Raw genomic sequence first — 24,834 nt, 5'->3', positions numbered from 1 at the left:
AGGGGCCGGCGGAGGGGGTGGGTGCTACAAGTCCGCGCGATGACGACCTCGGGACTGTCGGAGAGTGTCTTCGCGCTGAACGCGGTGCGGGACGGGGGCGCGCCTGGACTGCAGGCCGCGGTGCTCACGCAGCGCGTGTCGGAGCACGCGGTGTTCGGCCGGATGAAGAGCCTCGCCGACGTGCGGGTGCTCATGGAGCATCACGTCTGGGCGGTGTGGGATTTCATGTCGCTGCTCAAGTCAGTCCAGGAGGCCGTGGCTCCGGTGCGGGTGCCGTGGGTGCCCGTGAAGGACGTGGAGGCGGCGCGCCTGGTGAACGAGATCGTGACCGGGGAGGAGAGCGACGAGGGGCCCGACGGTCGCGTGGCGAGTCACTTCGAGGTGTACCTGCAGGCGATGCGGCGGGCGGGCGCCGATGTGAGGCCCATCGAGCACTTCGTGGGGGCGCTCCGGGAAGGGGTGGGCTGGTCCGTGGCGCTCGCGGGAGCGGGGGCACCTCCTGCATCGCGGTCGTTCGTGGAGGCGACGATGGAGGTGTGCGCGGGGCCGCTGCACGGGCGGGTCGCGGCGCTGACGCTGGGACGGGAAGACATCATCCCGGGGATGTTCACGCGGCTCGTGCGTGGCCTGTGGACGACGCAGGCCCGGGAGTTGTCGGATCTGGTGTGGTACCTGGAGCGGCACGTGGAGGTTGACGGGGACCGCCACGGTCCGATGGGTCGACGGCTGTTCGAGCAGATCTGCGGGCGCGACGCGAGGACGCGGGCGGAGAGCTTGCAGGTGGCGGCGCGCGTGCTCACGCACAGGCTGGCGCTGTGGGATGCGGTCGCGGCAGCCATCGATGCGCGCGCGTGAGGCGAGGCGCGCGTGAGGCGCGTCACGCGCGGTGAGTCAGCGGGGGGCGGTGGCGCCGAGGGACTGGAGGGCTTGCTGGGCGTCGGTGCGGTAGGCGTTCTCGCGGGGGGCGAGTTCGAGGAACCGCTGGTAGCCGCGGATCGCCTTCTCCTTGTTGCCGGTCGCGCGCATGGACTCGGCGAGGAGGAAGTAGGCGTCGAAGAGCCAGGGCGGGGCGCCATGATCCGGCTGCTCGGCGATGGTGACCGCCTGGTCCATCTCGGTGGCGGCGCCCTGGCGGTTGCCGCGGGTCGCGTAGATCTTGCCGAGGCGGTAATGCCACTCGGAGTTCTTGCCGTTGGCGGTGATGGCCTTGCGCCAGGACTCCTCGGCGCGGGCCCAGTCGCCTTGATCCTGGTAGCAGAGCGCCATGGTGGCGTAGGCCTCGTAGCGTGAGGGGCGCTTTTCGAGGGCGATCTGGAGGTCCTTGAGGGCGTCGAGGGTGGCGCCCTGCTTCTGGAGGAGGACGCCGCGCTGCCAGTAGGCGTCGGCGAGCTCCTGATCGAGTTCCAGGGAGCGCCTCAGGGACAGCTCCGCCTTGCCGGGCTGACCGGCGTCGTTCGCGGCCCAGCCGACGTAGAGGTGGTACTCGGCGCGGTTGCCGTCGATCTCGGAGGCGCGTTCGAGGAACCGCATCGCCTCGGCGAGGTTCTGGCCGCGGCCGAGGAGGGCACGGCCGAGGAAGTGGTTGGCCTCGGCGGAGTTGGGGCGGTTCTTGAGGACCTCGCGGAGGATGGGCTCCGCCTTGTCGGGGTAGCCGGCCATGACCTGGGCGGAGCCGACGCGGAGCTTGAGGTCGATGTCGTCGGGGGCCTTGCGGAGGGCGTCGGCGTACATCTCGAGGGCGCGCTCGCTCTGGCCGGTCTCCTCGAACAGGAGGCCGCGTTCGAGGGCGAGGCCGGGGTAGTCCTTGTCGGCGGCGGCGACCTGGTCGAAGGTCTTCGAGGCGTCGTCGAAGAGGTGCAGCCTGCGGAAGGTGACGCCGAGCTTGAAGCGGGTGCCGAGGTCCTCTTCCTTGCCGAGGGCGAGTTCGAACTCCTTGCGCGCTTCCTCGTAGCGCCCGGTCTGCAGGGCAACCTCACCCTTGGCGCGGTGCAGCGCCGGGAGGTCGGGGAATTTCTCGGTGGCCTCGGCCAGCTTGGAGGCGGCGTCGTCGGCGCGACCGAGGCCGCTCAGGAGCGAGGCGAGGGCGACGTAGGCGTCGACGATCTCGGGGCGGTTCTCCGGGATCTTCACCGCGTCGAGGTAGGCCTGCTCGGCCTCCTTCTTGTTGCCGAGGGCGAGTTCGGCGCGGCCGAGCCAGTAGTTGACGAGCGGGTCGGTGGGGCGCTCTTCGCGGAGCTTCTTGAGCGAGTCCTTGGCCTCCTTCATGCGCTCCTGGGCGAGCCAGGTCTTGGCGGCGCCCACCTTGGCGAGGGCGTTGTCGCCCTCGGCGCGTGTCGCGGCCTCGAAGCGGGCCAGGGCCTCGGAGTAGCGGCCCGAGCGGTAGAACAGCTCGCCGTTGCCGACGAGCGCGCGCACGGCCTGGGGGTCGAGCTTGAGCGCGGCGGCGAAGGCGTGCTCCGCGGCCGACATGCGGGAGCGGGAGAGGTGGATGTTGCCGATGAGCGTGTAGGCCTCGACCAGCTCGGGGTCGGCAGAGGCGCCGCGGATCTCCGGATCGTCGGTGACCTTGGCGAGGAGATCGAGGGCCTCCTGCTCGCGCCCGCCGCTGGAGAGCAGGGAGGCGAGGAGGATGCGGCTGCCGGCATGCGCAGGGGACGCGGCGAAGGCGGCGCGTGCGCTGGACTCGGCGGAGGGGAGGTCGCCGGCGGCCTGCTGCGCGCGGGCGAGGCCGTAGAGGGTGCGGGCGCTCTCGTCGATCTTGACGGCACGCTTCCAGGCCTCGACGGCCTTGGCGGTGTCCCTGGCGGCAAGCTCGATCTCGCCGACGAGCACCGCGACGTCGATGTCGTCGGGGAGGCGCGCGGTGAGCGCTTGCGCGGAGAGGCGCGCCTTGGGGAGCTGTCCGGCGAGCGCGTCCTGCGCCGCCTCGGCGAGCGTGACGAGGTCACCCGGGCGGGTGCGCGCCTGGTCGAGCATCTCCTTGCCGTACGCCTCGTCGATCGAGCGGCGGCCGAAGCGCAGGGCGCGGGCGAAGGCGAGGTAGGAGGCGTAGGCCGCGGTGGGGCGGTGCCGCGGGGTGGAGCGCTGCGCCACCTTGATGTCGGCGAGGAGCTTGTTCGCAGCGGTGTTGGTGTCCTTGCCCAGCTCTGCGCGGGCGCGGGCGCGCTGCTCGCCGAGGGTCGCCTCGTGGGCAGAGGCGTTGAGCCTGTCGCTCACGAAGTTGACGCCGAAGGGCCCGATGTCGGGCGCGAGGGCGAGGGCGCCGCCTGCCACGGCGGTGGCGGCGACGACCGCGATCAGATACCGGCGGAGCTTGGGGCGCTTCGTCTGCTCATCGGCGGAGGCGTCGCGTTTGCGCTCGGTCTTCGGTGCTTCGGCGGTGAGGTCGGCTTCCTCGCCAGCACCGGAGAGGTCGACCTCGTCGCCGACGGTGGGGTGGGGCTCGCCGAGTTCGATGGAGCCGTCGTCCTCCATCTCGCCCTGGAAGTTGGAGGAGCGATCCGAGGGATCGTAGACGGCGGCGGCGCCGGTGTTCGAGTAGCGCGGGGGCGCCTCTTCGAGCGAGAGCTCCTCGCCGAGGTCCTGTTCGAGGGCGGTGGGCGCGATCTCGGTGGGGGCGCGGCGGGGCTGCAGCACCTCGGGCGCGGAGCGGGCCACCGGGGGGCTCGCCGGGGAGGCCGGGGAGGCCGCGGTGACGGCAGGAGAAGGAGACGCGGGAGGTGGTGCGGCCGCGGAGGGCGGTGGCTGAGCAGGTGTCGGGGGCGCGGGGGCGTTCGGCGGGAGGGGCCGGGGACCGGAGGTCTGGAAGGCGGCGCCGACGCGGGAGTCGTCGTAACCAGGGGGAGCCTCGTCGAAGAGTTCCGCACCGACGACGACGCCTGCTCCGGCGACGCCGCCATTCGAGGAGGGGACGCCGGAGGTGGGGCCTGGAGAGGAGGGGAGGGGACGCCGGGGAGGGGGGCCTCCGAAGGGCGGGGACGCAGCGGGGAGGCCGGCCACGCCACCGGGGGAGGGTAGGCCCGGGCCGCGGCCCGGGGTAGGGAGACCCGCGCTCGCAGGGGACGGCAAGCCTGCGCCCGCTGGCGTCGGGAGGCCGGCTGCGACGATGGGGAGGCCATGGTCAGGGGCCGGAGAGGGGAGCGCCAGCTCATCGTCCTGCTCCAGGGGAAGATCCAGCTCGCCGAAGCCATGGGTCGCGGTGCCGTGGCCATGGCGAGAGGAGGGGAGATCGAGCTCGCCGCCGTCGTCCGGGGACTCGATGGCGTGCTCTACGTCGAGCTCGCCGAAGGCCATGGTGCGGCCTCGGCCAGGAGGCGCAGGAGCCTCGACGGGACGCGGGGCGGTGAGGCCATCCGCGATGTCGATGCGCCCGAACGAGGCAGTGCGGCCGCGGCGTGGGGGGATGGCGGGTGAGGGCATCGCCGCCGGAGTTTCGATGTCGAGGTCGGTCCCTCCGAAGGCCACGGTGCGGCCGCGGCGCGAGGGGGGCTGTCGCTGGGCAGGCTCGAACTCGGGCTCCTCGGTCGCGCCGAAGGCGACCGTGCGCCCGCGGGTCGATGCCGGTCCAGGCTTGGGGGCATCGGGCAGGTCGATGGCGTCGAGCTGCCCGAAGGAGGCGGTGCGGCTCCTGCCGCCCGCGGGGGCGGGTCGGGGGCGCTGGGGCGAGGGGAGGTCGGCGCTGTCCGCAGAGAAGGGGTCGCCGGTGAGGATCGGGGGGGCGCCTCCGTGCTCATCGTTCATGTCGCTGCTGTCCTCGCGGAGGGCAGCGGGGCTCGCGCGCACCGTGCGCGCGTTGGGGCGGGGGAATGGCTGCGCCGGCGCCGGAGGACCCGGTCGGGGGGCTGGGGTCGCGGGTGCGGGGCGGGGGGCCGTGCCGCGCACGATGGGGAGGTCGTCCTCTCCGAAATCGGCTTCTCCCAGGGCGCCTGGTTCATCGGGCGAGGGGAGATCGACCTGGAGATCGATCTCGCCGAAGCCCCGGCGCGGGGGCGGTGCTTTCCGTTGCGGCTCGGCGGAGGGCGCTGCAGCCGCAGGGCGGGGAGCCACGCCTTTGCGCGGGGCGATGGCAGGTAGATCTGCCTCGTCACCACCCGCCGGGGCCGCGGCGGGGGCCGGCTCGGCGCCTGGCTTGCTCACGAGGAGGCTCTTGCCGCACTTGGGGCAGCGCATCTTGAGCCCCGTCGGGGGGATGCGCCGCTCGTCCACCTGGTACGGGGATTTACAACCGTCGCACTCTACCTTGACGACCATGATGTTTCAGCCTGGGCGCGGAACCCGTTCTCCTTAACTAGCAGGGGTAAGGACTAGCAGGGGTTGGGGCCGGTGAGATCGTTTCCGACCAGAGAGGGGGGGTGACCACCCTTCGGGCGCGGCGATCTCGGGCGTGAGGCGCGCGAGGCGCGTGAGGTGGAGCGCCGTATTCCAAGGGATCACGCGCGATGCGGTCGGTCTTTGCGCCCCGGAGGCGCGAGGTTCTCGCCTGATCTCCCGGAACTGTGCTAACGCGCTGCGGCCTATGCAGCGGTGGATGGTGCTTCTGTTCGCGCTCGTTCTGGCCGGCGCCGTGGGGGCCCTCGTCTACGGCAGCCGTTCTTACGAAGTGCGTGACGGGTCCGGTCCGGCGGACGCTGGCGCTGACGCCGTCGCCATCGAGGATGGCGGGCCCATCGAGGACGCGGGAGACGCCGGTGCTGGGGGCGGCCCCTCCGAGCCGGAGCCCGGCAACCCGACAGGTGGAGGGTCGGGGCGCTCGGATGCGGGGGTCGTGCTCCTGTCCGGGGAGGTTCCTCCGCCTCTCGCGGCCGAAGCGCCGAAGCGGGTGCGTTTCGGGGTGATCCTGGTCCAGTACCGCGGCTCCCAGGGAGCAGCTCCGAGCTCCAGGTCGCGGGAGGCGGCCCTCGAACTGGCCCGGCAGATCGCGACGGAGGCGGCCCAGGACTTCAAGGCGGCGCTCGCCAAGGGCGACAAGGGGTCGACGGAAGATCTGGGGTGGATGCCGCGGGGGGTGCTGGAGCCGGCCCCCGAGTTCGTGCTCTTCAGCCTCCCCAAGGGGGGTGTGGGCGGGCCGGTCGACACGCCGCGCGGCTATTGGATTGTGCGCCGGATCGATTAAGAGGGACCATCCGGGCGCGGAGCCGCCTGAGGGCGGTCCGGCCACACCACAACCGCAAGGGAGGCATGGGCATGGCGACGATCGACATCCGCCGGGAGCACGCGCTGAGCAAGGAAGAGGCGCGGACGCGCGCCGAGAAGCTCGCTCAGGGGCTGGAGCAGAAAATCGGGATCCGGTGGAAGTGGGCCGGGGACAACATCGAGTTCGACGTGCCGAGCGGCGCTGCCAAGGGGGCGACGGGCAAGGTCTCCGTCGAGCCGAAGACGGTGCGTGTGGAGATCGACCTGCCGTTCCTGCTCCGGCCCATGAAGGGCACGGTGGAGGCGAAGGTCAAAGAGAAGCTCGACAAGCTCGTCTCAGGCGTCTGACGGCGGCGCTGCCGCCAGCGCTCGGGTGCCGTCAAGACGGGGCGTCTGCGAGGCGCCGCGCCTTGACGGCGCCAGAGCGCCGCCGTCCTGGCCGCAGGTCTGCCGCCGCGCGCGCGGCGTGGGTGGTGTCTGGCGCTCCGCGTCGCGCGGGTCGCGCGGGTCGCGCGGGTCGTCGCCATTGCAGTCCTCCGGCGCGTCGCTGCGCGAAGATCAGGCCGCGCTTTACTCGGCGCGCTCCGGTTCGATACTCTCCGCCCGCGCCATATGGCGCGCAACGCAGGTTCCGTACGGAGGCGTGTCGAGCGAGATGACGGTTCAGGCACCTCAGGGTCAGGTTGAGAGCATGACGGCCCTGATCGCGCACCTCCGCGCAGAGCAGGCCGAGCAGCAGGACAGACAACTGCAGGCGTTGCTTCTGCACGAGCTGGGCGCGCTCGAAGAAGCGCAGAGCGAGGAGCCCGCGGCGGCGCGGGACTATCTCGCCGCATTCAACGCCGATCCGCAGTTCCGGGAGCCGCTCGAGGCGCTGGTCCGGATCCTGACGCGTCGCAAGTCGATCAAGAACCTCGGCAAGCTGCTCGACGCCCTCACGCGCGCGGCGGCGACTCCGGAGGAGAAGACGCGCGCGTTCTGGGAGCGCGCGGCGTACCTGCAGGATCACGAGAAGAGCCTGCCGGCGGCGAAGGAGGCCCTCGAGGAGGCGGTGCAGGCGAACCCCGAGGACGCCACCCCCTGGCTCGAGCTCGAGCTGATCGCGGCCAAGGAGGGGGACGCGGCGGCCCGGATGCGCGCCATCGAGGCGCGCGCGGAACTCGCGACCGATCCCACGTGGAAGGCGCTGCTCTACATCGAGCTGGCCGAGCTCTCCGCGGCGAACGGCGACGCAGAGCGCGCCTACGAGCTGCTCGGCACGGCCGCGGCGCTGGAGGGGCGCGCGCGGTTCCAGTCCCAGGTCGCGCTCGAAGAGGTGGCGCGGCGCGAGGACAGCGCGGAGGTGCTGGCGCGCGCGCTGGAGGGCCAGGCAGAGCTGATCGCGGAGGCGCTCGACGACGAGGTGAGCGGCGGCGCGAACGGCGTGCCGCGCTTCATGACCCGGCCGGAGTACGCGGCGGACGCGTGGCTGCGCGCGGCAGAGATCCTGAAGCGCACCGGGGGGAGCTATGCGTCCCTGATCGAGCGTGCTGCCGAGCGCTTGCCGGACTCTCCGATCATCGCGCGGCTGCGGATCGCGGCGCTGGAAGCCGCAGGGGAGACGGAGCAGGCAGCGGCGCTGGCCAAGCGCGAGCTCGAGCGCGGCGTCGAAGGGCCCGGGGCGGCGGCGCTGTGGATGGTGGTGACGGAGGCCGCGGCGGGGGCGGGTGACAGGGACGGGGCGCTCTCGGCGCTGCGCAGCGCGCTCGCGGCCGACCCGCAGTGCATCCCCGCGCGCGCGCTGGAGCTGGATCTCCTCGGTGACGGGCAGGATCCGGCGGCGCTCGCGCAGTCGCTGGAGGCGATGGGCGGCACGTTCACAGGTGGGGAGGCGCGGGGTCGCGCGCTCATGCTGGCGGCGTACGTGTGGTCGGTGCGCGCCGACGACCCGGCCCAGGCCCGCGCCGCGCTGGCCCGCGCCGGTGAGGCCGGGTCGGATCGCGCCACGCTGGCGCGCTTTGCGCGGTCGCTGGCGGCGCTGCGGTCGGACGCGACATGGTACGAGGAAGCGACGCGCGAGCTGCTCGCGCTCGGGCCCGAGGCCGACGAAGAGGCGAGCCTGTGGTTCGAGATCGGTCAGGGACGACTCCTGCGCCGCGACGGCGACGGCGCGCTGGATGCGTTCCGGAAGCTGGCCGCTGCCGGCGCCGCGGAGGACTCGACGGTGGGTCCGAGCGCGTGGCTCGGGCGGGTGCTGGCGGCCTACGGTGTGGATCTGGTGCGCGCCGCGCCCGAGGGGACGCCGGTGAAACGCGCGCCGGAGCCGATCGAGGCGCTCGCCCAGGTGGAGAGCGAGGAGGCCGGTCGCGGGCTGTGGCTGGTGTCGGCGCTGCGGAGCGCGCGCCGGGGTGAGCTGGATCGGGCGCGCGAGCGCCTTCGCGCCCTGTTCGAGGCTTCGGCCGAGGACGAGGTGGTGGCGGTGTTCCTGGCGGAACTCGAGCGCCGCGGAGGGCGCCCGGCGGAGGGCGCTGCGACGCTGGCGGCCTGCGCTGCGGCCTCGGACGACGAGGATCTCTCGGCGGCGCTGCACATCGAGGCGGCGATCCTGCTGTGGCGCGCGGGAGAGCGGAAGCGCGCGATCGAGGAGATGGAAGCGGCGCGCGGTAAGGCTCCGCGCGCGGGCGCCGCGTTGCTCTCCTGGGCACTGCGTGGCGACGAGCCGGACACGCTGGAGGGGCGCCGCCGGGCGCTGGAGGTGGCGGCGGAGGCCGGCGACGATCCGACGGTGATCGCGCTCGAGCGGTTCGGCCTGGAGATCAGCGGGGGCGGCGAGGCGGACGACGCGCTGGGCGCACTGGAGGCGGTCGAGGCTTCGGGGTCAGGCGACCTCGCGGTGGCGGCGGCGCTGGGGCGCGTCCTCTGGGCGCCCGCTGCCGAGCGCCGGGATCTGGTGGATCAGGCGCTCGAACAGCTCGAAGTGTGCGGAGACGGCGCGACGGCGGTGGCTCGCGCCGAGCGCTTCCGCTTGACGCTCGTGGTGGATCAGGACCGGGCGCAGGCGACGGAGCGCGCGGCGGCGTGGGTCGAGGCCGATCCCAAGCTGTACGCTGCGCTGGAGTGGCTCGGGGCGGCGCTCGGCGCGGAGGACCGGGAGGCAGAGATCGAGGCGAGGCGCGCGGCGGCGACGCACTTCTCGGGTGAATCCCGCGCCGCGATGGAAGCCTCGGCGTCCATGGTGGCGATGATCGAGCAGCCGCACCAGCCGCAGCCGTTCGTGGCGGGTCCGTTCGCGCCGGCCCAGCTCATGAACCTGGAGCTGGCGCTGCCAGGGAGCGATCCGCGGCGGCGCGCGGCGGCGCTGCTCGGGCTCTCCGACGCGCTGGGGCCCGAGGCGCAGCTCGACGCGATCGCGCTGGCAGCCTGGTCCGACCTGGCGGCGGGAGAGAACGAGAGGGCGCTCGCGTCGTTCAAGACCGTGGTCGAGCACCGGCCGGAGGACGTGGCGGCCTGGGAAGGGGTGCGGGCGGCTTCGGAAGCGCTCGGGGACGCGGTGGGCACGGCGCTCGCGAGCGCCCAGCTCGGGGCTCACTGCAAGGACGACGCTCGGGGAGGGCGGTTCTGGGAGATCGCCGGGACCATCCTCCTTGAGAAGACCAGCGCTCACGATGACGCGGAGATCGCCTTCGCGCGCGCGTTCGATCGGGATCCGAGCCGATCGTTGGCCTTCGACAAGCTGTTCCGGCGGGTGCGGGCGCGGAACGACGACGATCGGTTGCTCGACATCATCGAGCGGCGCCTCGGGGTGGCCGACGACGACCTGGAGATCGGCAAGCTGTTCTGGGAACGCGCGCGCGTGCTCCGCAAGAAGGGCAAGCTCGATGAGGCGCTGGCTGCGCTCGAGAACGTGACCATGCTGGAGCCGGACCACATCGGCGCCCTGGCGCTCTCCGCGGACATTGCCAAGACGCGCGGGGATCTGGGGCAGGCGGCGTCGTTCTACGCGGAGCTGTCGCGCGTGCAGAAGGCGCCCGCGGACCAGCGCCTGATGTCGGGTGTCACGGCCGTCGATCTCTTCGAGAAGAACGAGGAGCACAGGCGGGCGCTCGAGGTGCTGGTCGAGCTGCACAAGGCGGGGCTGTCCACGCGGCCGGTGCGGGAGAGGTTGGTGCGCGTCGCGGCGCGGGTGAGCTCCTGGGAGGACGCGGTGCGCCTGCTCGAGGAACTCATGGTGGAGCGCGACACGCGCGAGGGCCGCATCGAGGCCGCGCGGCTGGCGATGGCCATCTACCGGGACAAGATCCGCGATCCCAAGCGCGCTCAGCGGGCCGTGGAGAAGCTTCTCGACGAGTCGCCGGACGATGGCGAGGCGGTGGACCTGGTGCTGACGACGGGCTTCGATCCCGCCTTCCGCACCAAGATGCTGGCGCGGGCCAAGTCGACGCTGATCCAGGCGCTGGCGGCGGACTCGTGCGACGCCAACCGGGTCGAGCTGCTCGCGAAGATCGCGGGCGCGGGTCAGGACTCTGCGCTGCGGCAGGCGACGCTCGGGGCACTCGTGGCGCTCGGGCGCGACGACAAGGACGTGTCTGCGGAGCTGAAGCGGATCGACGCCCGGGTCGCCTCCCGGCCGCAGATCGCGCTCGACGCGCAGGCGATGGCGGAGATCGCAGACGCGCAGGACACGGGGCCCATCCCCGAGCTGTTCGCGCTCATGGCCGAGACCATCAGCATGGCGCTCGGGCCATCGCTGGTCTCGCTCAGCGTGACCAAGAAGGACCGCATCGATCCCCGCGGCGGGCACCCGCTCCGGGTGGCGGTATCGGAGTGGGTGGGGGCGCTCGGGTTCGAGGGAGACTTCGATCTCTACGTCGGCGGCCCGGATCCCCACGCCGTGACGGGCATCTCGGGAGAGCAGCCGGCGATCGTGGTGGGCAGCGCGATCACGACGCCGCTCGACGCGGCGGCGCGGTCGGCGGTGGCGCGCGAAGCGTTCGCGCTGCGGCGGGGGATCACCTCCCTGCGCACGCGCGACGACAACACCGTGGCGTCCCTGGTGATCGCTGCCTGCAACGAGGCGGGCATCTCGATGCCGGCGCCTCCGTACGCGGTGTACGGGGAGGTATCGAGATCCATCCACCGGGAGATGTCGCGCAAGATCCGCAAGGCCATCCCCGAGGTGTGCCAGCGCATCCAGGCGAGCAACCAGGATGGGCGGAAGTGGGCGGCCGCGGCGCGGCGGAGCATCGATCGCATGGCGGTCATCGCCGCGGGCGACGCCTCGCTGGTGCTGTCCGATATCTTGAGCACCTCTCGTGACAATCTCGAGGGGGTCATTCGTGAGAACGAGCGGGCGCGTCGCCTGCTCGCATTTGTTCTTTCGCCCAGCTACCTCGAGCTCCGGAAGAAGCTCGGGATGGGGGTCCGGTGAGCAACGATTCGCGATCCAAGTTCCAGGACGGGGGCGACGAGGGGGCACCGAACGAGGGGACGGGGGAGAAGGCCACGGTGCCGCCCCCGCCCATGTACGGGCCGGCCGTGTCGGAGTCGGATGTCGAAGAGGCCACGCTGCTCGCGAAGATTCCCGAGGAGCTGATCCACTCGATCCGGAACGACGCTGAGGGTCGTACGAGCGTCGGTGGTCTGAACCAGCTCTTCTCGCGCGAGCCGGTGCCACGCCTGCCGGAGCAGCAGCCGTCGGAGGGCGGAGATGCGCTGCTCGACATGCTGTTCGATGAGCCTGCCGTCGCGGAAGTCGAGGCTGATGACGGTGTGGTCACCTCTGCGCCCGTGCTGCGCGGCGGCGCGAGGATGCCTCCGCCCCCGAAGCCGCCGCGCATCCCCGTGGCGGCGTTGCCGGTGGAGGAGGAGGCCGAGGAGATCTCCGAGGCGAGCGCGGGTGACCTGGTCGACGAGCAACCGGAGGGTGGAGAGCGCACCACGCCCGTCCCCGATGGGGGAGACGTCGAGGGGACGATCGATCTCGCGCCTGCATCCCTCCGTACGGAGGACCCCTCCGCCGAGCCCGCGGAGGTCGAGCTGGCTTCGGCCGACGAGGAACTCCTCACGGAGAGCGAGGCCGTGGAGGAGGAGCCGGCGCTGACCCCGGAGGAGGAGCTGTTCCTCGCTTCGGACGAGAGCGAAGCTGCGCCCCCGGCGGCGGAGCCGATCCTGGTGTCGTTGCCGTCGGTACCGCCGCCTTCGGCGTTCGACAACGAGCAAGACGCGAGCGCGGTGCTGGTGCAGTCGCAACAGCGGGACGCGTGGGCGGCCCGGGCGGAGTGGCTTCGCGCAGAAGCCGAGGCGCTCGAGGACGCCGGGGCCCGCGCGCGGGCGCTGCTGCCGGTCGCCGAGATGTACGCGATGGCCGGAGAGGAGGCCCTCGCGCTGCAGATCGCCTCCGAGGCCAGGGAGCTGGCGCCTGGCCTGATCTTCGCACACCGCCTCTCGCGTGGCCTGCTGATGCGCGAAGGGGATCGCCCGGGGGTGCTGGAAGGGCTCGATGCGGAGACGCGGGCTCTGCCGACACCCGCCGCGCGTTGCCACAACGCCGTCCTCGGCGCGGAGCTGGCGCGCCTGGCGGTGGGGGACGCGGAACTCGCCCAGAAGCGGCTGGATCTCGCCCTGCGCTCCAACCCGCAGGATCCGCGGGTTCACGTCCAGAGGTTCTCGGAGGCCCTCGCTGCGGATGGTGAGGCCAGCGCGCCTGCTGCGCTGAGCAAGCACCGGGTCCCGGATGCGCCGGAACTCGCGCCGCTCGCCAGCGCGTTCGCGCAGGTGGCGGCACACCGCGGAGCGACCGCGCGCGGGCGCTCGGCGCCGCAGACCGCCTACGAGGCGCTCTTGCGCGCGCGGGCCTCGCTCGAAGGAGGCGACGTGGCCGGAGCCATCGCCGCCTTCGCGCCGCTGCGCAGCACGTCGCTGGCCAACGGGGCGGGGTGGTTCATCGCCTCGCTCGCTGCCGTGCGAAAGGAGACACGACCCGCTGCTGCCGAGGCGCTCCGGGGGGTCACGGGTGGGTCACACGGTGATCTCGCGCGCCGCGCGCTGGCAGCGCGCGCTCTGGAGCTGGGCGATGCTGCCGAGGCGCGTGCGGCGGTCACCGGCCCGGGGAATGCATTCCCGGCCGCGGCGCGAGTCGCGCTCGCGGCGCTTGCCGGCGGATCCCGGGAAGACGTCGAATCCTGGGTCGATGCGCTGATCGGAGACTCCGACCACGCCGTGCTCAGCGCGGCTGCGAGCGCAGCGCTGAGTGATCCTGGCGAGCCCGGGGCAACGAGCCGCGCGGTGCATCCGGCAGGCCTGCTGAGGGCACGCGTCGGGGCGAGCCTCGGCCGGTCCCTCGCGCGCGATGCGGTGGGCACCGAGGGGAGCCTCGACACGAGCGAGGTGTTCGCGCGCGCGGTGAGCGCGTACGGGGATCTCGCCCCCGAGAGCCCCGTGGCTCGGGCGCTCGCGCTGGAGATCGACGTGGAGGGGCGACAGGCGGGGCGCGTCGCTCAGGCTGTGGCCGCGCTGCGCGAGATCGAGGGCGATCGCGACGCGGCGCTCGCGGCCGCACTGCTGGAGCAGCTCGCAGACGAGCCTGAGCGAGCCACCGCGGCATTCGACCGGGCGCGCGATGCCGATCCACGGCACGAAGGCGCGGCCCGCGCGCGTGCGGCGATGGAGACTGGCGCCGCTGCGGCGCAGATCCTGGTGGAGCATGCGAGCACCCTCGAGCCAGGCCCGAGGGCTGCGACCCTGCTGACCGAGGCAGCCATCCGGTTGACCGAGGTCGGCGAAGAGGGTGGCGAGGCCGAGCAGTTGCTCACGCGCGCCGCAGCGGCTGACCCGAAGCAGCCGGTGGCGATGTACATCGGCGAGCGCAGCGCGCGGGCCGGGGGCGAGCGCGACGCCCTGATCGAGTGGCTCCGCGTCCGACGCGAGGCGGCGGCGGATCCCGTGGAGCGCGCTCACGATGTGGTCCGGGAAGCGCTGCTCATCGCGGCGTCGGAGCCGGCCGCCGCCGCGGCGCTGCTGGAGCAGGCGCTCGCAGTGCGCCCGCAGGACAGCGGGCTGCGCGATCTCTTCGAGAGGCTCGCGCCCGAGCCGCCGCCCGATCGCGCTGCGTGGCGTGCGCAGCGGGCCTCGGAGGCTCAAGGGCCGGAGGCGGCTCGTTTCGCGCTCGAGGCGACCCTCGAATACGAGCGGGCAGGAGACATGGAGAGCGCGGCGGCCTCCGCGAGGCAGGCGATGGCAGCGGGCGAGAGCCAGCTCGCGCCCATCGCGCTGTCCCGTGCAGGCAAGGCCGGTCACGGCGCCGGAGAGCTGATCGAGACGCTGATCGCCAAGGCGAAGGACGCCACCGAGGCCGTGGAGCGCCGTGAGCTCTACGAGAGGCTGGCCGAGCTCGACGAGATCGGTCGGAAAGGCTGGCTCGCTTCGGTGCTCGCGGAGGCTCCGGATCACCTGCCTACGCTGCGTCGTCGCGCTTCAGCGCTGATCTCGGAGGGGCTCGACGACGATCTCGAGCCGACGATCATGGCGATTGCGCGCGCCCTGGAGGGGAGCGCGGAGGCTCCCGCCGGAGGGCCCGAGGCGATCGCGCATGCCATGGTGTCTGCGCGCCTGCGCCTGCGCACGCTCCCCTGGGAGGAAACCCTCGAGCCGGTGGAGCTTGCCTACCGCAACCAGCCGCGTGGGGTCTGGGCGCTCCGCCAGATGGCAGCCCACGCGCGGGTCAAGGGTGACCATCGCCTGGCGATCGAGGCGGATCGGCAGCTCATCGAGCGCACGGATCGTCCCTCGGAGGCTGCAGCGCTGTCGGTGTGCACCGCCAAGGAGGCGCTGATCGCGGGCTCGGTGGAGGATACCGTCGCCTTCTTCCGGCACGCGATCACGGTGGTGCCGGGCTACCTGTACGCGCACCTTGAGCTCGCGAACGCTCAGGAACGCGGCGAAGACAAGGCAGGGGCAGCCGCCTCCCTGGAAGCTGCTGCCGAGGTCTGTGTCACGTCGGAGCTCAAGACCCACGCCCTGTACCGCGCCGCGGTGCTGCTCCAGGACGAGGTGAAAGACACCGCGCACGCGCGGCAGGTGCTCGAGACGGTCGCGAGCATCGACCCGTCGTACTCCGACGTCTTCCAGCGGCTCCAGGCGATCTACGTCGCCGAGGGGGCGCGCGCGGAGCTCGCCGCGCTGCTCGAGCGGCGCCTGGACGCGGTGACGGATCCCGCAGAGCGCGTGGAGATGGAGGTTCTCCGCGGGCGGGCGCTGGCAGACGTCGGTGACGCTGCGGCGGCGAAGGGCGCACTGGCGGCTGCTCTCGAGGCCAACCCCGACCACGTCGAGGCGTTGAGCGCGTTCGCAGACGTCAGCGCCAGCGAGGAAGACTGGAGCGGCGCTGAGCAGGCCTGGATCAGGCTGGCGCGGCTGATCCCCGACCAGGAGAAGCAGATCGCCATCTACCTGCGGCTCGGCGAGCTGTACGACGAGCACCTGCCGAACCAGGAGCGCGCGGAGCTCGCCTACCAGGAGATCTTGAAGCGGTCGCCTTCCGATGCGAGCGCGCGGGAGCGCCTGGTGGCTCTCTACAAGAGGTCCGGGGACAGCGTGCGGGCCATCGAGCAGCAGAACACCCTCATCGAGGCAGCGGCGACGCCCGAGGAGAAGTGCCGCCGCACCGCGGAGCTGGCGGAGATCTACGAGGCTGCGGGTGATGTGAAGAAGGCCGAGACGACCCTGCTCGGGGCCCGCAAGACGTGGCCCAAGGACGAGCAGGCCGTCGGTGCGCTCGCGCGCTTCTACCTGCGCAACGATCAGGGGGCTGCAGCGAACGTGCTGCTCGATCGCGCCCTGGCGGATGCGCGCAGAGCGCTCAACACGGGCCGGTTCGAGCCTTACCTCTTCTCCACGGTGGCGACTGTGGCCGAGCTGAGGGGGCGCAACAGCGCCGCGCGGGTCGCTCGCGCGACGGTGGTCGCGCTGGAGGGGCAAGGGAAGTCGACGCTCGCCGGCGCTGGTACAGCGGCGGGGGACCCGTTGCTCGACGAGTTCATCGCTCCCGAGGTCGTGACCCCTGCTTTCCGGGAGCTTCTCACCCGCTCGGCGCCGCTTCTCGATCGGGCGGTGCCCTTCGACCTGGACTCGGTGCGCGCCGCTCCGTTGCCGCCGCAGCAGTCGGAGCTCGCCGAGGTGATCCAGTCGCTCGGTGATGCTTACGGGCTGCCGGATCTGCAGATCTACGTGACGCCTGCGCTGGGCTCGGTGTGCGTCCCGGCGTCGTCCGATCCTCCGACCATCGTGCTCGGGCAGGCGCTCCTGAGTTCGCCGCGGGAAGATGTGCGGATGTTCTTGATCCAGCGGGCGCTCAAGATCCTGCAAACGCGCGGCTCCGCATTCTCGCGGACGGCGCCCATCGACCTGTGGCCGCTGCTCGCGGCTTTCCTCAAGGCGCTCAACCCGAGCTGGAGCCCGCAGGGCGTGGACGCGGGTCGCCTCACCGAGTGGTACGGCAAGGTCACGCGGGCGATGGGATCCGGCACGGATCCCCAGCTCAGCGTGCTCGCCGCCGACATCATCGGCACCATCGGCAACAGGGCCTCCACGCTCAACACGGCCATCAACGGTTGGGGCAACCGTGCAGCGCTGCTGGCGAGTGGTGATCTGAACGTGGCCTTCACGGCCATTGCCTGGTCCGGAGGGCACACCAATGCTCCACCCATCGAGGGGAAGGAGCGTGTCACCTGGATCGGTCGGAACGCCGAGGCACGAGATCTGATCGTGTTCTCTGTGAGTGATCCCTTTGCTGATGCGCGGGAGCGCCTGGGGCTAGACAGTTAGGTTCGATGTCCACCACCACGAAGCCTCGTATCCATTACGACTGCACCAAGTGCCCCGCGTTCTGCTGCTCGATCTACGAGCGTGTGGTGGTGACCCAGCGCGACGTGAAGCGCCTGGCCCGCCACTTCGAGCTCACCCACGAAGAAGCGGAGCGGCGCTTCACCAAGCGCAACGGTGACGAGCGGATCCTCAGGCGGCAGAAGGATCCCCTGCTGGGGCAGACGTGTCGGTTCCTCGATCTCGAGACCCGAGGGTGCACCATCTACCATGCGCGCCCCCAGATCTGCCGGGAGTACCCGGGTCGCACGCGCTGCGGGTACTACGACATCCTCCAGTTCGAGCGCGCGACGCAGGAGGACGACAGCGTGCTCCCCCTGATCCAGCTCCGCTTCCTCAAGCCGAAGCGCGACTCCTAGCGCTCCCCGCGGCGCTCGCCGTGCTCCCCTGGTCAGCCCCTCAGGTCAGGGCCCGGCATCTGCTCCCTGAGCGGCGGGTGGCTGGTAAAGACCGATGAGCGGACCTGGGCACACGACGGGCGTCAATCGCGTTGGATCCGTCGGGGATTCGCGCAGGCACACCTTGCCTGTCATCCGGATGCGTTCACCGGCGGCGAGGATCCCGTCGTTCGGGCAGGGGACCTCGGTGGGAGGAGAGCTGCTCTCCCCATCTGCCGAGTAGACGGTGCATTGCTCGCCCTCACGGGCAAAGTAGTGCCGGAGTGAAGGCCGCCTGGCGCTGAAAGCCGGACCTGCCGGGAGTCCCTGCGTGCCGGCGGCACCGGGGGTGTTCTCTCCCTGAGGCGCACCCTCCGTCTGGGGGGTCGCCTGCTCTGGAGGAGCGTCGCGGCACGAGGCGATGAGCAGGAGGCCAAGCCAGAGACCGCGCTGCCATCGGGGGACAGACATCCCTGAGAACCTCTACTTCTGCGGGAAGATGAGGATGAAGAGCTTGGTCAGGAAGAAGTCCGAGATGAGGATGGCGATCGACGTCGCGACGACGGCGCGCGTCGTCGCGTGGCCGACGCCTTCGGTGCCGCCGCGCGTGATCAGGCCAAAGTGACATCCCACGAGGGCGATGATGGCCCCGAAGACGGGGGTCTTCAGCATTCCGCTGAAGAAGTCGCCGAACGTCACCGACTCCAGCGCGGTGGCCAGAAAGAAGCCAGAGGGGATCCCGAACTGGGCAGAACAGACCAGCATCGCCCCGAGAAATCCGAGCACCAGCGCGAAGGCTCCGAGCACCGGCATGACGATGAGGCATGCGGCGAGGCGCGGCAGCACGAGCTTCTTCAAGGGATCGGCCCCGAGCGCGCGGATCGCATCGATCTGCTCGGTGACGGCCATCGAGCCCACCTCGGCCGCGATGCCGGCCCCGATGCGCCCGCCGACGACGATGGCCGTCAAGGTAGGGGCGAGCTCGCGTGAGAAGGAGATGCCGATGACGCGGCCCGTGTACTCCATGCCGCCGAACTTCTGGAGACCGAAGCCGAACTGCACGGCCATCACCATGCCCACGAAGAGGGCGGTCACCGAGGCGATGCCGAGGGAGCGCGTGCCGAGCGCCTCCATCTGGTAGATGGTCGAGGACAGCTCGAGCGGGCGGCGGAACGTGGCGCGCACGGCGCCCCAGGTCATCTGCCCGAGCTGACCGAGGTGCTCGACGAAGTCGGTGAACGTCTCCCAGATCCGCGTCGTCGCGGGCGGCTGGGGCGGCGGCATGAGGCTCGGGGAATGCCCCGTCAGGCTCGGGCGATCAGCTGTCATTGGTCGAGAGGGTCGCGAAGCCCCGGACGATGCGCCCGAATGCCTCTAGGTCGGCCTCGAAGCGTGCAGGATGAGCAACGAGGAGCAGATCGTACACGCAGCCGTCTTTCTTCAGGACCCAGACGTCGAACTTTTTGGCGACCCCGTCGAGCTTGGCCTGGAGCACCGTGTGCATCGCTTCTCGACCATCGAACGGGACGACTTCCTGCGAGAGGATCTCCCGCTCGGAGAACTGCAGGAAGAGGTGCTGGGTGAGCGCAGCGAGTGGGACGTCATCCTCGCCGCGGCAGCGGCCATTGATGGCGATGGTCGCCATGTTCGCCTCGTCACGGAAGGCGACTGCCGTGTGGGAAACTTCGATCTGCTGCCACCCTGGAGGAGCCTGAGGGATCCTGAAGGCGACGTCCTCTCCGCGGTAGACGGTTCCGTTGAACGTTGCTCCCCCGCATGCCGCGAGCACGCAACCGACGGTGAGCAGCGCCAGCAGGATGGAGAGACGAGAAAGAGGTCGCATGAGCGGCGCGGGCGACGCTAGCACGCTGGTTACCGCGTCTGCCAGCGTGTGGGTGGACGACGCGGTGGCGAGCGCCAGCGCGACCAAGGCTCATGCTCGCGCCTGGTGCGCCCGACCATGAACCAGCGGATCAGGAACAGTCCTCCGATGAAACCACCGAGGTGGGCGAAGAAGGCGACGCCGCCGCCCTCGGCACCGACGGAACCCAGAGCATTCAACAGGTTGACCGTGAAGTACTCGAGGATGACAGCCCAGGCTGGTAGTTCGAAAGAGAGGCCGAAGATGAACCACAGCGGCAGGACCGGGTTCAAGACGGTCACCGGAGCGCGTGGATACAGGGAGCCGTAGGCGGCCAGGACCCCGGAGATCGCGCCCGAGGCTCCGACCATGGGAACGCGCGAGGTGGGGTCGATGAAGAACTGGGCGGCTGCTGCGGCAAGGCCTGCGAGCACGTAGAAGGAGGCGTACCGGAGCCTGCCGAGCGCGTCCTCCACGTTGTCCCCGAAGATCCAGAGAAAGAGCATGTTGCCGCCCAGGTGGAGCCATCCCGAGGGGTCATGCATGAACATGCTGCTGAGCACAGTCCAGCCGGCGCCCAGCGGGTCCTGGTGCAGCCGCAGAGGGACGAGGCCATAGCCCATCAACAGGTGGTGAGGTGGATAGCCGACCGCGATCACCGCACGCATCCACAGGAAGACGAGGACGTTGACCGCGATCAAGACGTAAGTGACCACCGGTGCGCGGCGAGCAGGCAGGTGGTCGCGGATCGGCAGCATCGACGGAGAGCTTAAGCACGGGCGAGGCATCGAGGCATCCGCTCCGCCCTCTTTGGTAGGGCTCACCCGAGCGTGTCAGCGAATTCGAGCGTCACCCGACGACGGCAGGTGGACGGAGAGACAACGGAGATTTAGGGTTCCAGGGGCCCAAGTTTGTGGGCCCATGCTGGCTAGACCGCTGCCTGGACAAGTTCGCAATGGCACGTGACCTCTACGCAGTGCTCGGCATCCCTCGTGAAGCGGATGAAGAGACGATCAAGAAGTCGTTCCGAAAGCTGGCCATGAAGTATCACCCGGACAAAAATCCCGGGAAAGCCAACGAGCAGAAGTTCAAGGAGATCAACCACGCCCACGAGATCCTGAGCGACAAGGAGAAGCGCGCGCTCTACGACGAGTTCGGTGAGGAGAGCCTGTCGCAGGGCTTCGATCCCGAGCGAGCCCGTGCTTTCCGGCGTTACACCAACGCCCGCGGTCCAGGGGGCGGTGGCGCGCCTGGGTTCGACGTTCAGGAGATGTTCGGTGGAGGTTTCGGCGGCTCGGGCGGCGTGGGCGACCTGTTCGGTGACCTCTTCAACCGCAGCGGAGCGCGCCGTGGGCAGGCGCCACGTGCGCGCGGCAGTGATGTCGAGCATCACCTCACCGTCGACTTCACGTCCGCGATCCGGGGGACCACCATCACCGTGCAGCGCCCCGGGGAAGAGGAGCCGGCAACGGTGCGGATCCCGCCTGGCGCCCACGAGGGCAGCAGACTCCGCATCCGGGGGCAAGGGAGCCCAGGACCTGGTGGCGGACCGCCAGGAGATCTGATCCTCCACATCCACGTCACACCGCACCCGCACTTCAGGCGTGAGGGTGACGACCTGCACCTCGACGTGCCGATCACCATCGGAGAAGCCTATCGTGGGGAGAAGATCCGTATTCCCACGCCGGACGGTGAGGTCATGCTCAAGGTCCCGCCGCGCACGCAGACCGGGCAGGTGATGCGCCTGCGAGGGAAGGGCGTGGCTCGGAAGAGCAAGGAAGCTGGGGACCTCTACGTCCGCTTCCTCGTCCATGTGCCCACAGACGAGGACCCGGAGGTCGAGAAGGCAGTCGCGGTGCTGGAACAGCGGATGAGCGATCCTCGCCGCGATCTGCACTTCTGACGGGGCGCTACGCGTCGCTCTCGGGCTTGCTGCCTTGATCTGCGGCGGCATCGGCCTGGGCGGCGAGCTGCTCGGCCTTCGCCTTCTCTTCGGCGGCCCGTGTGGCCTCCCGTTTGCGCTCTACCTCGGCCTCTCTGGCGCGCAACGCGTCCTGTGCGGCGCGTAGCGAGGCAAGGACCGGCTGCGCGTCGCGCTGACAGGCTTCTCCAGCAGAACCTTCAGCCGTCACGTCGCCGGTGCCGGACAGCGAGATCTCACCGCGATACAGGAGCGCCGAGGCGCGTCCGAGCGCCAGGCTCGCGCCACCACCGGGCAGCAGGTAACCCGCGGCCCCGCCGTGGAGCATCCGTGGACCTGCCTCCAGGGTCCTGGCAAGCCGTGCTGCGGCCGCAGTCGGGGTGCCCACGCGGGCACCTGCGTGGAGCGTGGCCTCCAGCTCGTTGATCGTGGCGGCGACGTCGGTCGACGTCTCGGCAGCAGGGGCGGCTGTCGGATGCTTCTCGAACAGGTCCTCTGCGGCGCCGAAGAGGGTCATGGCGGGCGCGAAGGGGGTCTCCGTGAACTCGATAAAAAACAGGTGAGATTGGGGGGAGAGGATCCGCAACGCGCGGTAGGCATCGAGCAGGTCTGCGTTCCTGGGCGGGACCTTAAACGTACGGGCCAGGAGGAGCTGGTTCACTTCTCCTGCCGCGATGCGGGTGCGCGCAGCAGCCGTCTTGGCGGCGAACACACTGTCGATGGGCGCGGTGCTGAGAAACTCCGGGAGCGCTGCCATGTCAGGCAGGGGGAGAGGGGAGAGGTTCGGATCCTGCGCGAGCTCCCAGGCGCAGCGTCGCACTGCGCCGTCCGATGTCCCTGCGATGGTCATCGTCCGTGCTTGTTGATCGAACACCACCACGGTGGGGCCCTTCATGAAGCGGCTGAGGAGCGCCATCTCTCCCCAGGGCTCCAGACCGAGCGATTGCTGTAGCGCTTCGTAGGTGACGAAGCCGATGAGGCTGAGACAGAGCGCTGCAGCGAGATCTCGGCTCGTGCTCGCGGCGAACTCGGAAGGGCTCAGCTCGGACTGCGCCGCTGCGTGGATCTCGCCCATGTCCTGACGAAGGGTGGCGAGTGTGTCCTTCCCGTTCGGATAAAGCGTCTCGCTCCGCGGTCGGTAGCCGACAGCCGCATACCGCCCGCCGCCCCACTCGAAGATGAAGGAGGGGCGCTCGGGTGAGCGCGCGCGAAGCGACGCGTAGGCACGGAGAGGAGTGACGTGATCGGACGGGAATGTGCGGATCACCAGCGAGCTCATGGCGGTGCAGGATACACACCCCATGCTCCCCGGCGAAGAGGCGCAGGGAGAGGAAAGCAGGCCGTCGTTGAGGCGCTGCGTTCGGCGCTGTAATGATCGCTCAGTAGTGACCGAAGAGGTCCTGGATCCTGGACTCGAGCGCGACCGCGATCTTGTACAGAGACGAGATGGACGCCGAGGACTCGGCCCTCTCGATCTGGGAGAGCAGCGACACGCTGAGGCCGGTGCGCCTTGCCATCTGCTTCAGCGTCAGGTCCTTGTCCTTGCGCAGGTTGCGGATCGTGTCGCCGATCACGCGGTGAAGCTGTTCCTCGGGGGTGCGCGCGAGGCCTTTCTTGCGCATCACCCGCGCGAGGACCTCACGGAACTCATCGACGTTGAACGGCTTCTTGATGTAGTCGACCGCATCGAGCTTCATCGACGCGACGGCGCTCTCCAGGTTGGGGAAGCCAGTGAAGATCACGACGGCGATGTCGCTGTCCACCTTGCGGATGCGCTTCAGGACCTCGATGCCGTCCAGTTTCGGCATCATCAGATCGAGGATGATCAGATGGTAGCCGCCTGCCCGGACCTCCTCCTCGACGGTCGTAGGGTCGGCCAGGGTCTTCACCTGATAGCCATCGCGTTCAAGCAGCGTCTGCATGTAGTCGCAGATGGCCCGGTCATCGTCGACGATCAGGATGCGTACAGCGGGAAGCTCGATTGCCACCAGTTCCTCCTATCCCTTCTCCGCGGCCCGTGGGCCGCTCCCCCCCAGGGGGCCGCGGGGTCGTCGCTTCTCTGAAGAGCGACGCCCCACATTCCTCGTCCAAGCCTGATCAGCACAGACCGATCAGACGTTCACCGGATTCTGACGCCCGGCCGAGCACGCCGCTCCGCCTTCGGTCCAGATTCCAGTGACACTTTAACACGGGCCAGGCAACCACGGCGTTACAGTTTTTCTTCGCCCACCTCCTTTCTTTGCCCGGCCAGCCGCCTTGAACGGCGCGCGGTGTCTGATCGTGAGAGAAACGACGATTTCTGCAGGCACTCACAGCGTCTTCACGCGGTGGCTCATGAAGGATGGGCGTGATCAGGGAAGAAGGGAGCAAGGGGATGTCATCCGAGGCTTGACAAAGATGCCGAGCTTGGCGATGTTGCGCGCCCACGCAAGACGTGGCGTTGCTTCACTGCAGCGCGGGGCGTAGCGCAGCCTGGTAGCGCACTCGGTTCGGGACCGAGGAGTCGGAGGTTCAAATCCTCTCGCCCCGACTAGTTCTGACAATCCAGATCGACGTTCGGCGAGACCTACGTGGCCGATGCAGCCTGCGTGGATTGCCGGTGTCCCCAGGGATTACCGCCCCGCGCGTGATGATGCCGACGGCATTCACGTCTCGCGTGAGCGCCGTACATCCTCCGCGCTTGTGAGGGCGAAGGTGGTGTTCGAGGCCGTCCTCTCTGGGCGCTGGCCTGTCACATCGGTCTGCGCTCAGCCCACCCTGACTTGCGCAGGAAAGCCTCGAACGTGAGCATCTCCGGGTGCAGGGCGCGCAGCTCCGGGATTGCGGCCCGAAAGCCATGTCGAAAGACGGCCGTGAACAGGTTGCCCATGTCTTCGTCTTTCGCTTTGACGTGAGCGAGGGCAGCGGAGCTCCCCACGAAATTCACGGGGATTCCCATCACTCTTGAGAGCGTCTCGGCAATCCCGACCATCGTGAGCTCGTCGCCCGCGAGATCGAACCTGGCTCCGATGAACTTCTCGGGCTGCTCGAAGGCCAGCACCACGAACCGTGCGAAGTCCTCGACAGCAATCATCTGGAGCTTCGTTTCAGGGTCCCACGGCATTGCGAGCTGCCCCTTGAGGATACCTTCGCAGAAACCGAGCTCGCGGTCGTCGAAGTTATCCATGAAGAATACGCCACGGATGATCGTCAGCGGGAGCCCGAGGGCCATGCCATGCTCCTCGATGGCCAGCTTGCCGCGGTTCACCGAGAGTTCGGGCGCTATCGTGACGCCACCACCGGACGACTGGATGAAATGGGAAACGCCCGCAGCCTTGGCAGCCTCCATGAGGTTCTTTCCCTGGCGGACCTCGCCCTCCTCGCCGAGCTTGGAGGAGGGAGCGCCATCCCAGTAGTTCTGCACGCCGAACACGCCGTAGACCCCGCTGGCCGCGGCGCTCAGGGACGAACGGTCATCGAGATTGCCTGCGATGACCTCGATCCCCCGCGCTGAGAGAGCGCGCGCGGCTGGCTTGTCAGGGTTTCTGCAGAGGGCCCTGACCTTGTAGCCGCGGGCGAGGAGCTGTCGCGCGACGGCTCCGCCCTGTCTTCCCGTCGCACCGATAACGAGGATTTCCCGAGCTGCTTGGATCATGTCTCCAAGCGTATCAGCGGAATGAGGCCCATAAGAACAGCGCAGGACACAG

At 70.1% G+C, this 24,834-nt stretch carries 14 protein-coding genes and 1 tRNA gene; 8 read left to right on the top strand and 7 right to left on the bottom strand.

What is annotated here, in order from left to right; genetic code table 11:
* Positions 1-39: 39 nt before the first annotated feature.
* The gene (locus CAP_RS24100) at positions 40-855 is read left to right on the top strand and encodes a DUF3050 domain-containing protein (protein WP_052375793.1); all 816 of its coding nucleotides are present in this window, start codon (positions 40-42) and stop codon (positions 853-855) included.
* Between the two features lie 36 nt (positions 856-891).
* Here the strand turns inward: CAP_RS24100 and CAP_RS24095 are convergent, their stop codons facing one another.
* Positions 892-5,250 carry a tetratricopeptide repeat protein gene (locus tag CAP_RS24095; RefSeq protein WP_044245028.1) on the bottom strand — a complete coding sequence of 1,453 codons (4,359 nt, stop codon included), beginning with the start codon at positions 5,248-5,250 and terminating at the stop codon, positions 892-894.
* 277 nt (positions 5,251-5,527) lie between these two features.
* Here CAP_RS24095 and CAP_RS24090 point away from each other — a divergent pair, with 277 nt between their 5' ends.
* The 5 genes from CAP_RS24090 (at position 5,528) to CAP_RS24060 (ending at position 17,348) form a co-directional block, all read left to right on the top strand.
* Positions 5,528-6,112: a peptidylprolyl isomerase gene (locus CAP_RS24090; protein ID WP_044245027.1), complete on the top strand. Its 585-nt coding sequence runs from the start codon at positions 5,528-5,530 to the stop codon at positions 6,110-6,112.
* A 71-nt stretch (positions 6,113-6,183) separates the two neighbouring features.
* Positions 6,184-6,480: a polyhydroxyalkanoic acid system family protein gene (locus tag CAP_RS24085; protein WP_044245112.1), complete on the top strand. Its 297-nt coding sequence runs from the start codon at positions 6,184-6,186 to the stop codon at positions 6,478-6,480.
* 343 nt (positions 6,481-6,823) lie between these two features.
* A complete protein-coding gene (locus CAP_RS24070; RefSeq protein ID WP_052375792.1) occupies positions 6,824-11,539 on the top strand; it encodes a hypothetical protein in 4,716 nt (1,571 codons plus the stop codon).
* Complete coding sequence (locus CAP_RS24065) at positions 11,536-16,932, top strand: tetratricopeptide repeat protein (protein ID WP_044245024.1); 5,397 nt, start codon at positions 11,536-11,538, stop codon at positions 16,930-16,932. Before CAP_RS24070 ends, CAP_RS24065 begins: the two co-directional genes overlap by 4 nt.
* Before the next feature lie 5 nt (positions 16,933-16,937).
* Positions 16,938-17,348 (top strand): YkgJ family cysteine cluster protein, encoded by a 411-nt coding sequence (locus tag CAP_RS24060; protein ID WP_044245023.1) that lies wholly within the window; start codon positions 16,938-16,940, stop codon positions 17,346-17,348.
* Positions 17,349-17,849: 501 nt separating this feature from the next.
* Here CAP_RS24060 and CAP_RS24055 read toward each other — a convergent pair.
* The 3 genes from CAP_RS24055 to CAP_RS24045 are packed head-to-tail and all read right to left on the bottom strand — an operon-like array spanning position 17,850 to position 19,985.
* A complete protein-coding gene (locus CAP_RS24055) occupies positions 17,850-18,695 on the bottom strand; it encodes an MlaE family ABC transporter permease (RefSeq protein ID WP_052375791.1) in 846 nt (281 codons plus the stop codon).
* Entirely contained in the window at positions 18,685-19,209 is a 525-nt protein-coding gene (locus CAP_RS24050; protein WP_044245105.1) for a hypothetical protein, read from the bottom strand. The genes CAP_RS24055 and CAP_RS24050 overlap by 11 nt, the downstream gene beginning before the upstream one ends.
* A 29-nt stretch (positions 19,210-19,238) precedes the next feature.
* Complete coding sequence (locus tag CAP_RS24045) at positions 19,239-19,985, bottom strand: rhomboid family intramembrane serine protease (protein WP_044245022.1); 747 nt, start codon at positions 19,983-19,985, stop codon at positions 19,239-19,241.
* A gap of 197 nt (positions 19,986-20,182) precedes the next feature.
* Between CAP_RS24045 and CAP_RS24040 the strand changes: the two genes are divergently transcribed.
* Complete coding sequence (locus CAP_RS24040) at positions 20,183-21,130, top strand: DnaJ C-terminal domain-containing protein (protein ID WP_044245021.1); 948 nt, start codon at positions 20,183-20,185, stop codon at positions 21,128-21,130.
* Positions 21,131-21,137: 7 nt separating this feature from the next.
* On the opposite strand, the gene CAP_RS24035 is transcribed toward CAP_RS24040, so the two are convergent.
* Positions 21,138-22,427, bottom strand: coding sequence for a chorismate-binding protein (locus CAP_RS24035; protein WP_044245020.1), 1,290 nt, complete (start codon positions 22,425-22,427; stop codon positions 21,138-21,140).
* A 100-nt stretch (positions 22,428-22,527) separates the two neighbouring features.
* Positions 22,528-23,136, bottom strand: coding sequence for a response regulator (locus CAP_RS24030; protein WP_044245019.1), 609 nt, complete (start codon positions 23,134-23,136; stop codon positions 22,528-22,530).
* Positions 23,137-23,604: 468 nt separating this feature from the next.
* Between CAP_RS24030 and CAP_RS24025 the strand changes: the two genes are divergently transcribed.
* Positions 23,605-23,678 (top strand) — tRNA-Pro (locus tag CAP_RS24025).
* 201 nt (positions 23,679-23,879) lie between these two features.
* On the opposite strand, the gene CAP_RS24020 is transcribed toward CAP_RS24025, so the two are convergent.
* Entirely contained in the window at positions 23,880-24,782 is a 903-nt protein-coding gene (locus CAP_RS24020) for an NmrA/HSCARG family protein (RefSeq protein WP_044245018.1), read from the bottom strand.
* Between the last annotated feature and the right edge of the window lie 52 nt (positions 24,783-24,834).

It is taken from the genome of Chondromyces apiculatus DSM 436 (genome assembly GCF_000601485.1).
Classification (GTDB): Bacteria; Myxococcota_A; Polyangia; order Polyangiales; family Polyangiaceae; genus Chondromyces; species Chondromyces apiculatus.
The sequence above is the reverse complement of the archived record's forward strand: the minus strand, read 5'-3'. Positions and strand labels throughout refer to the sequence as shown.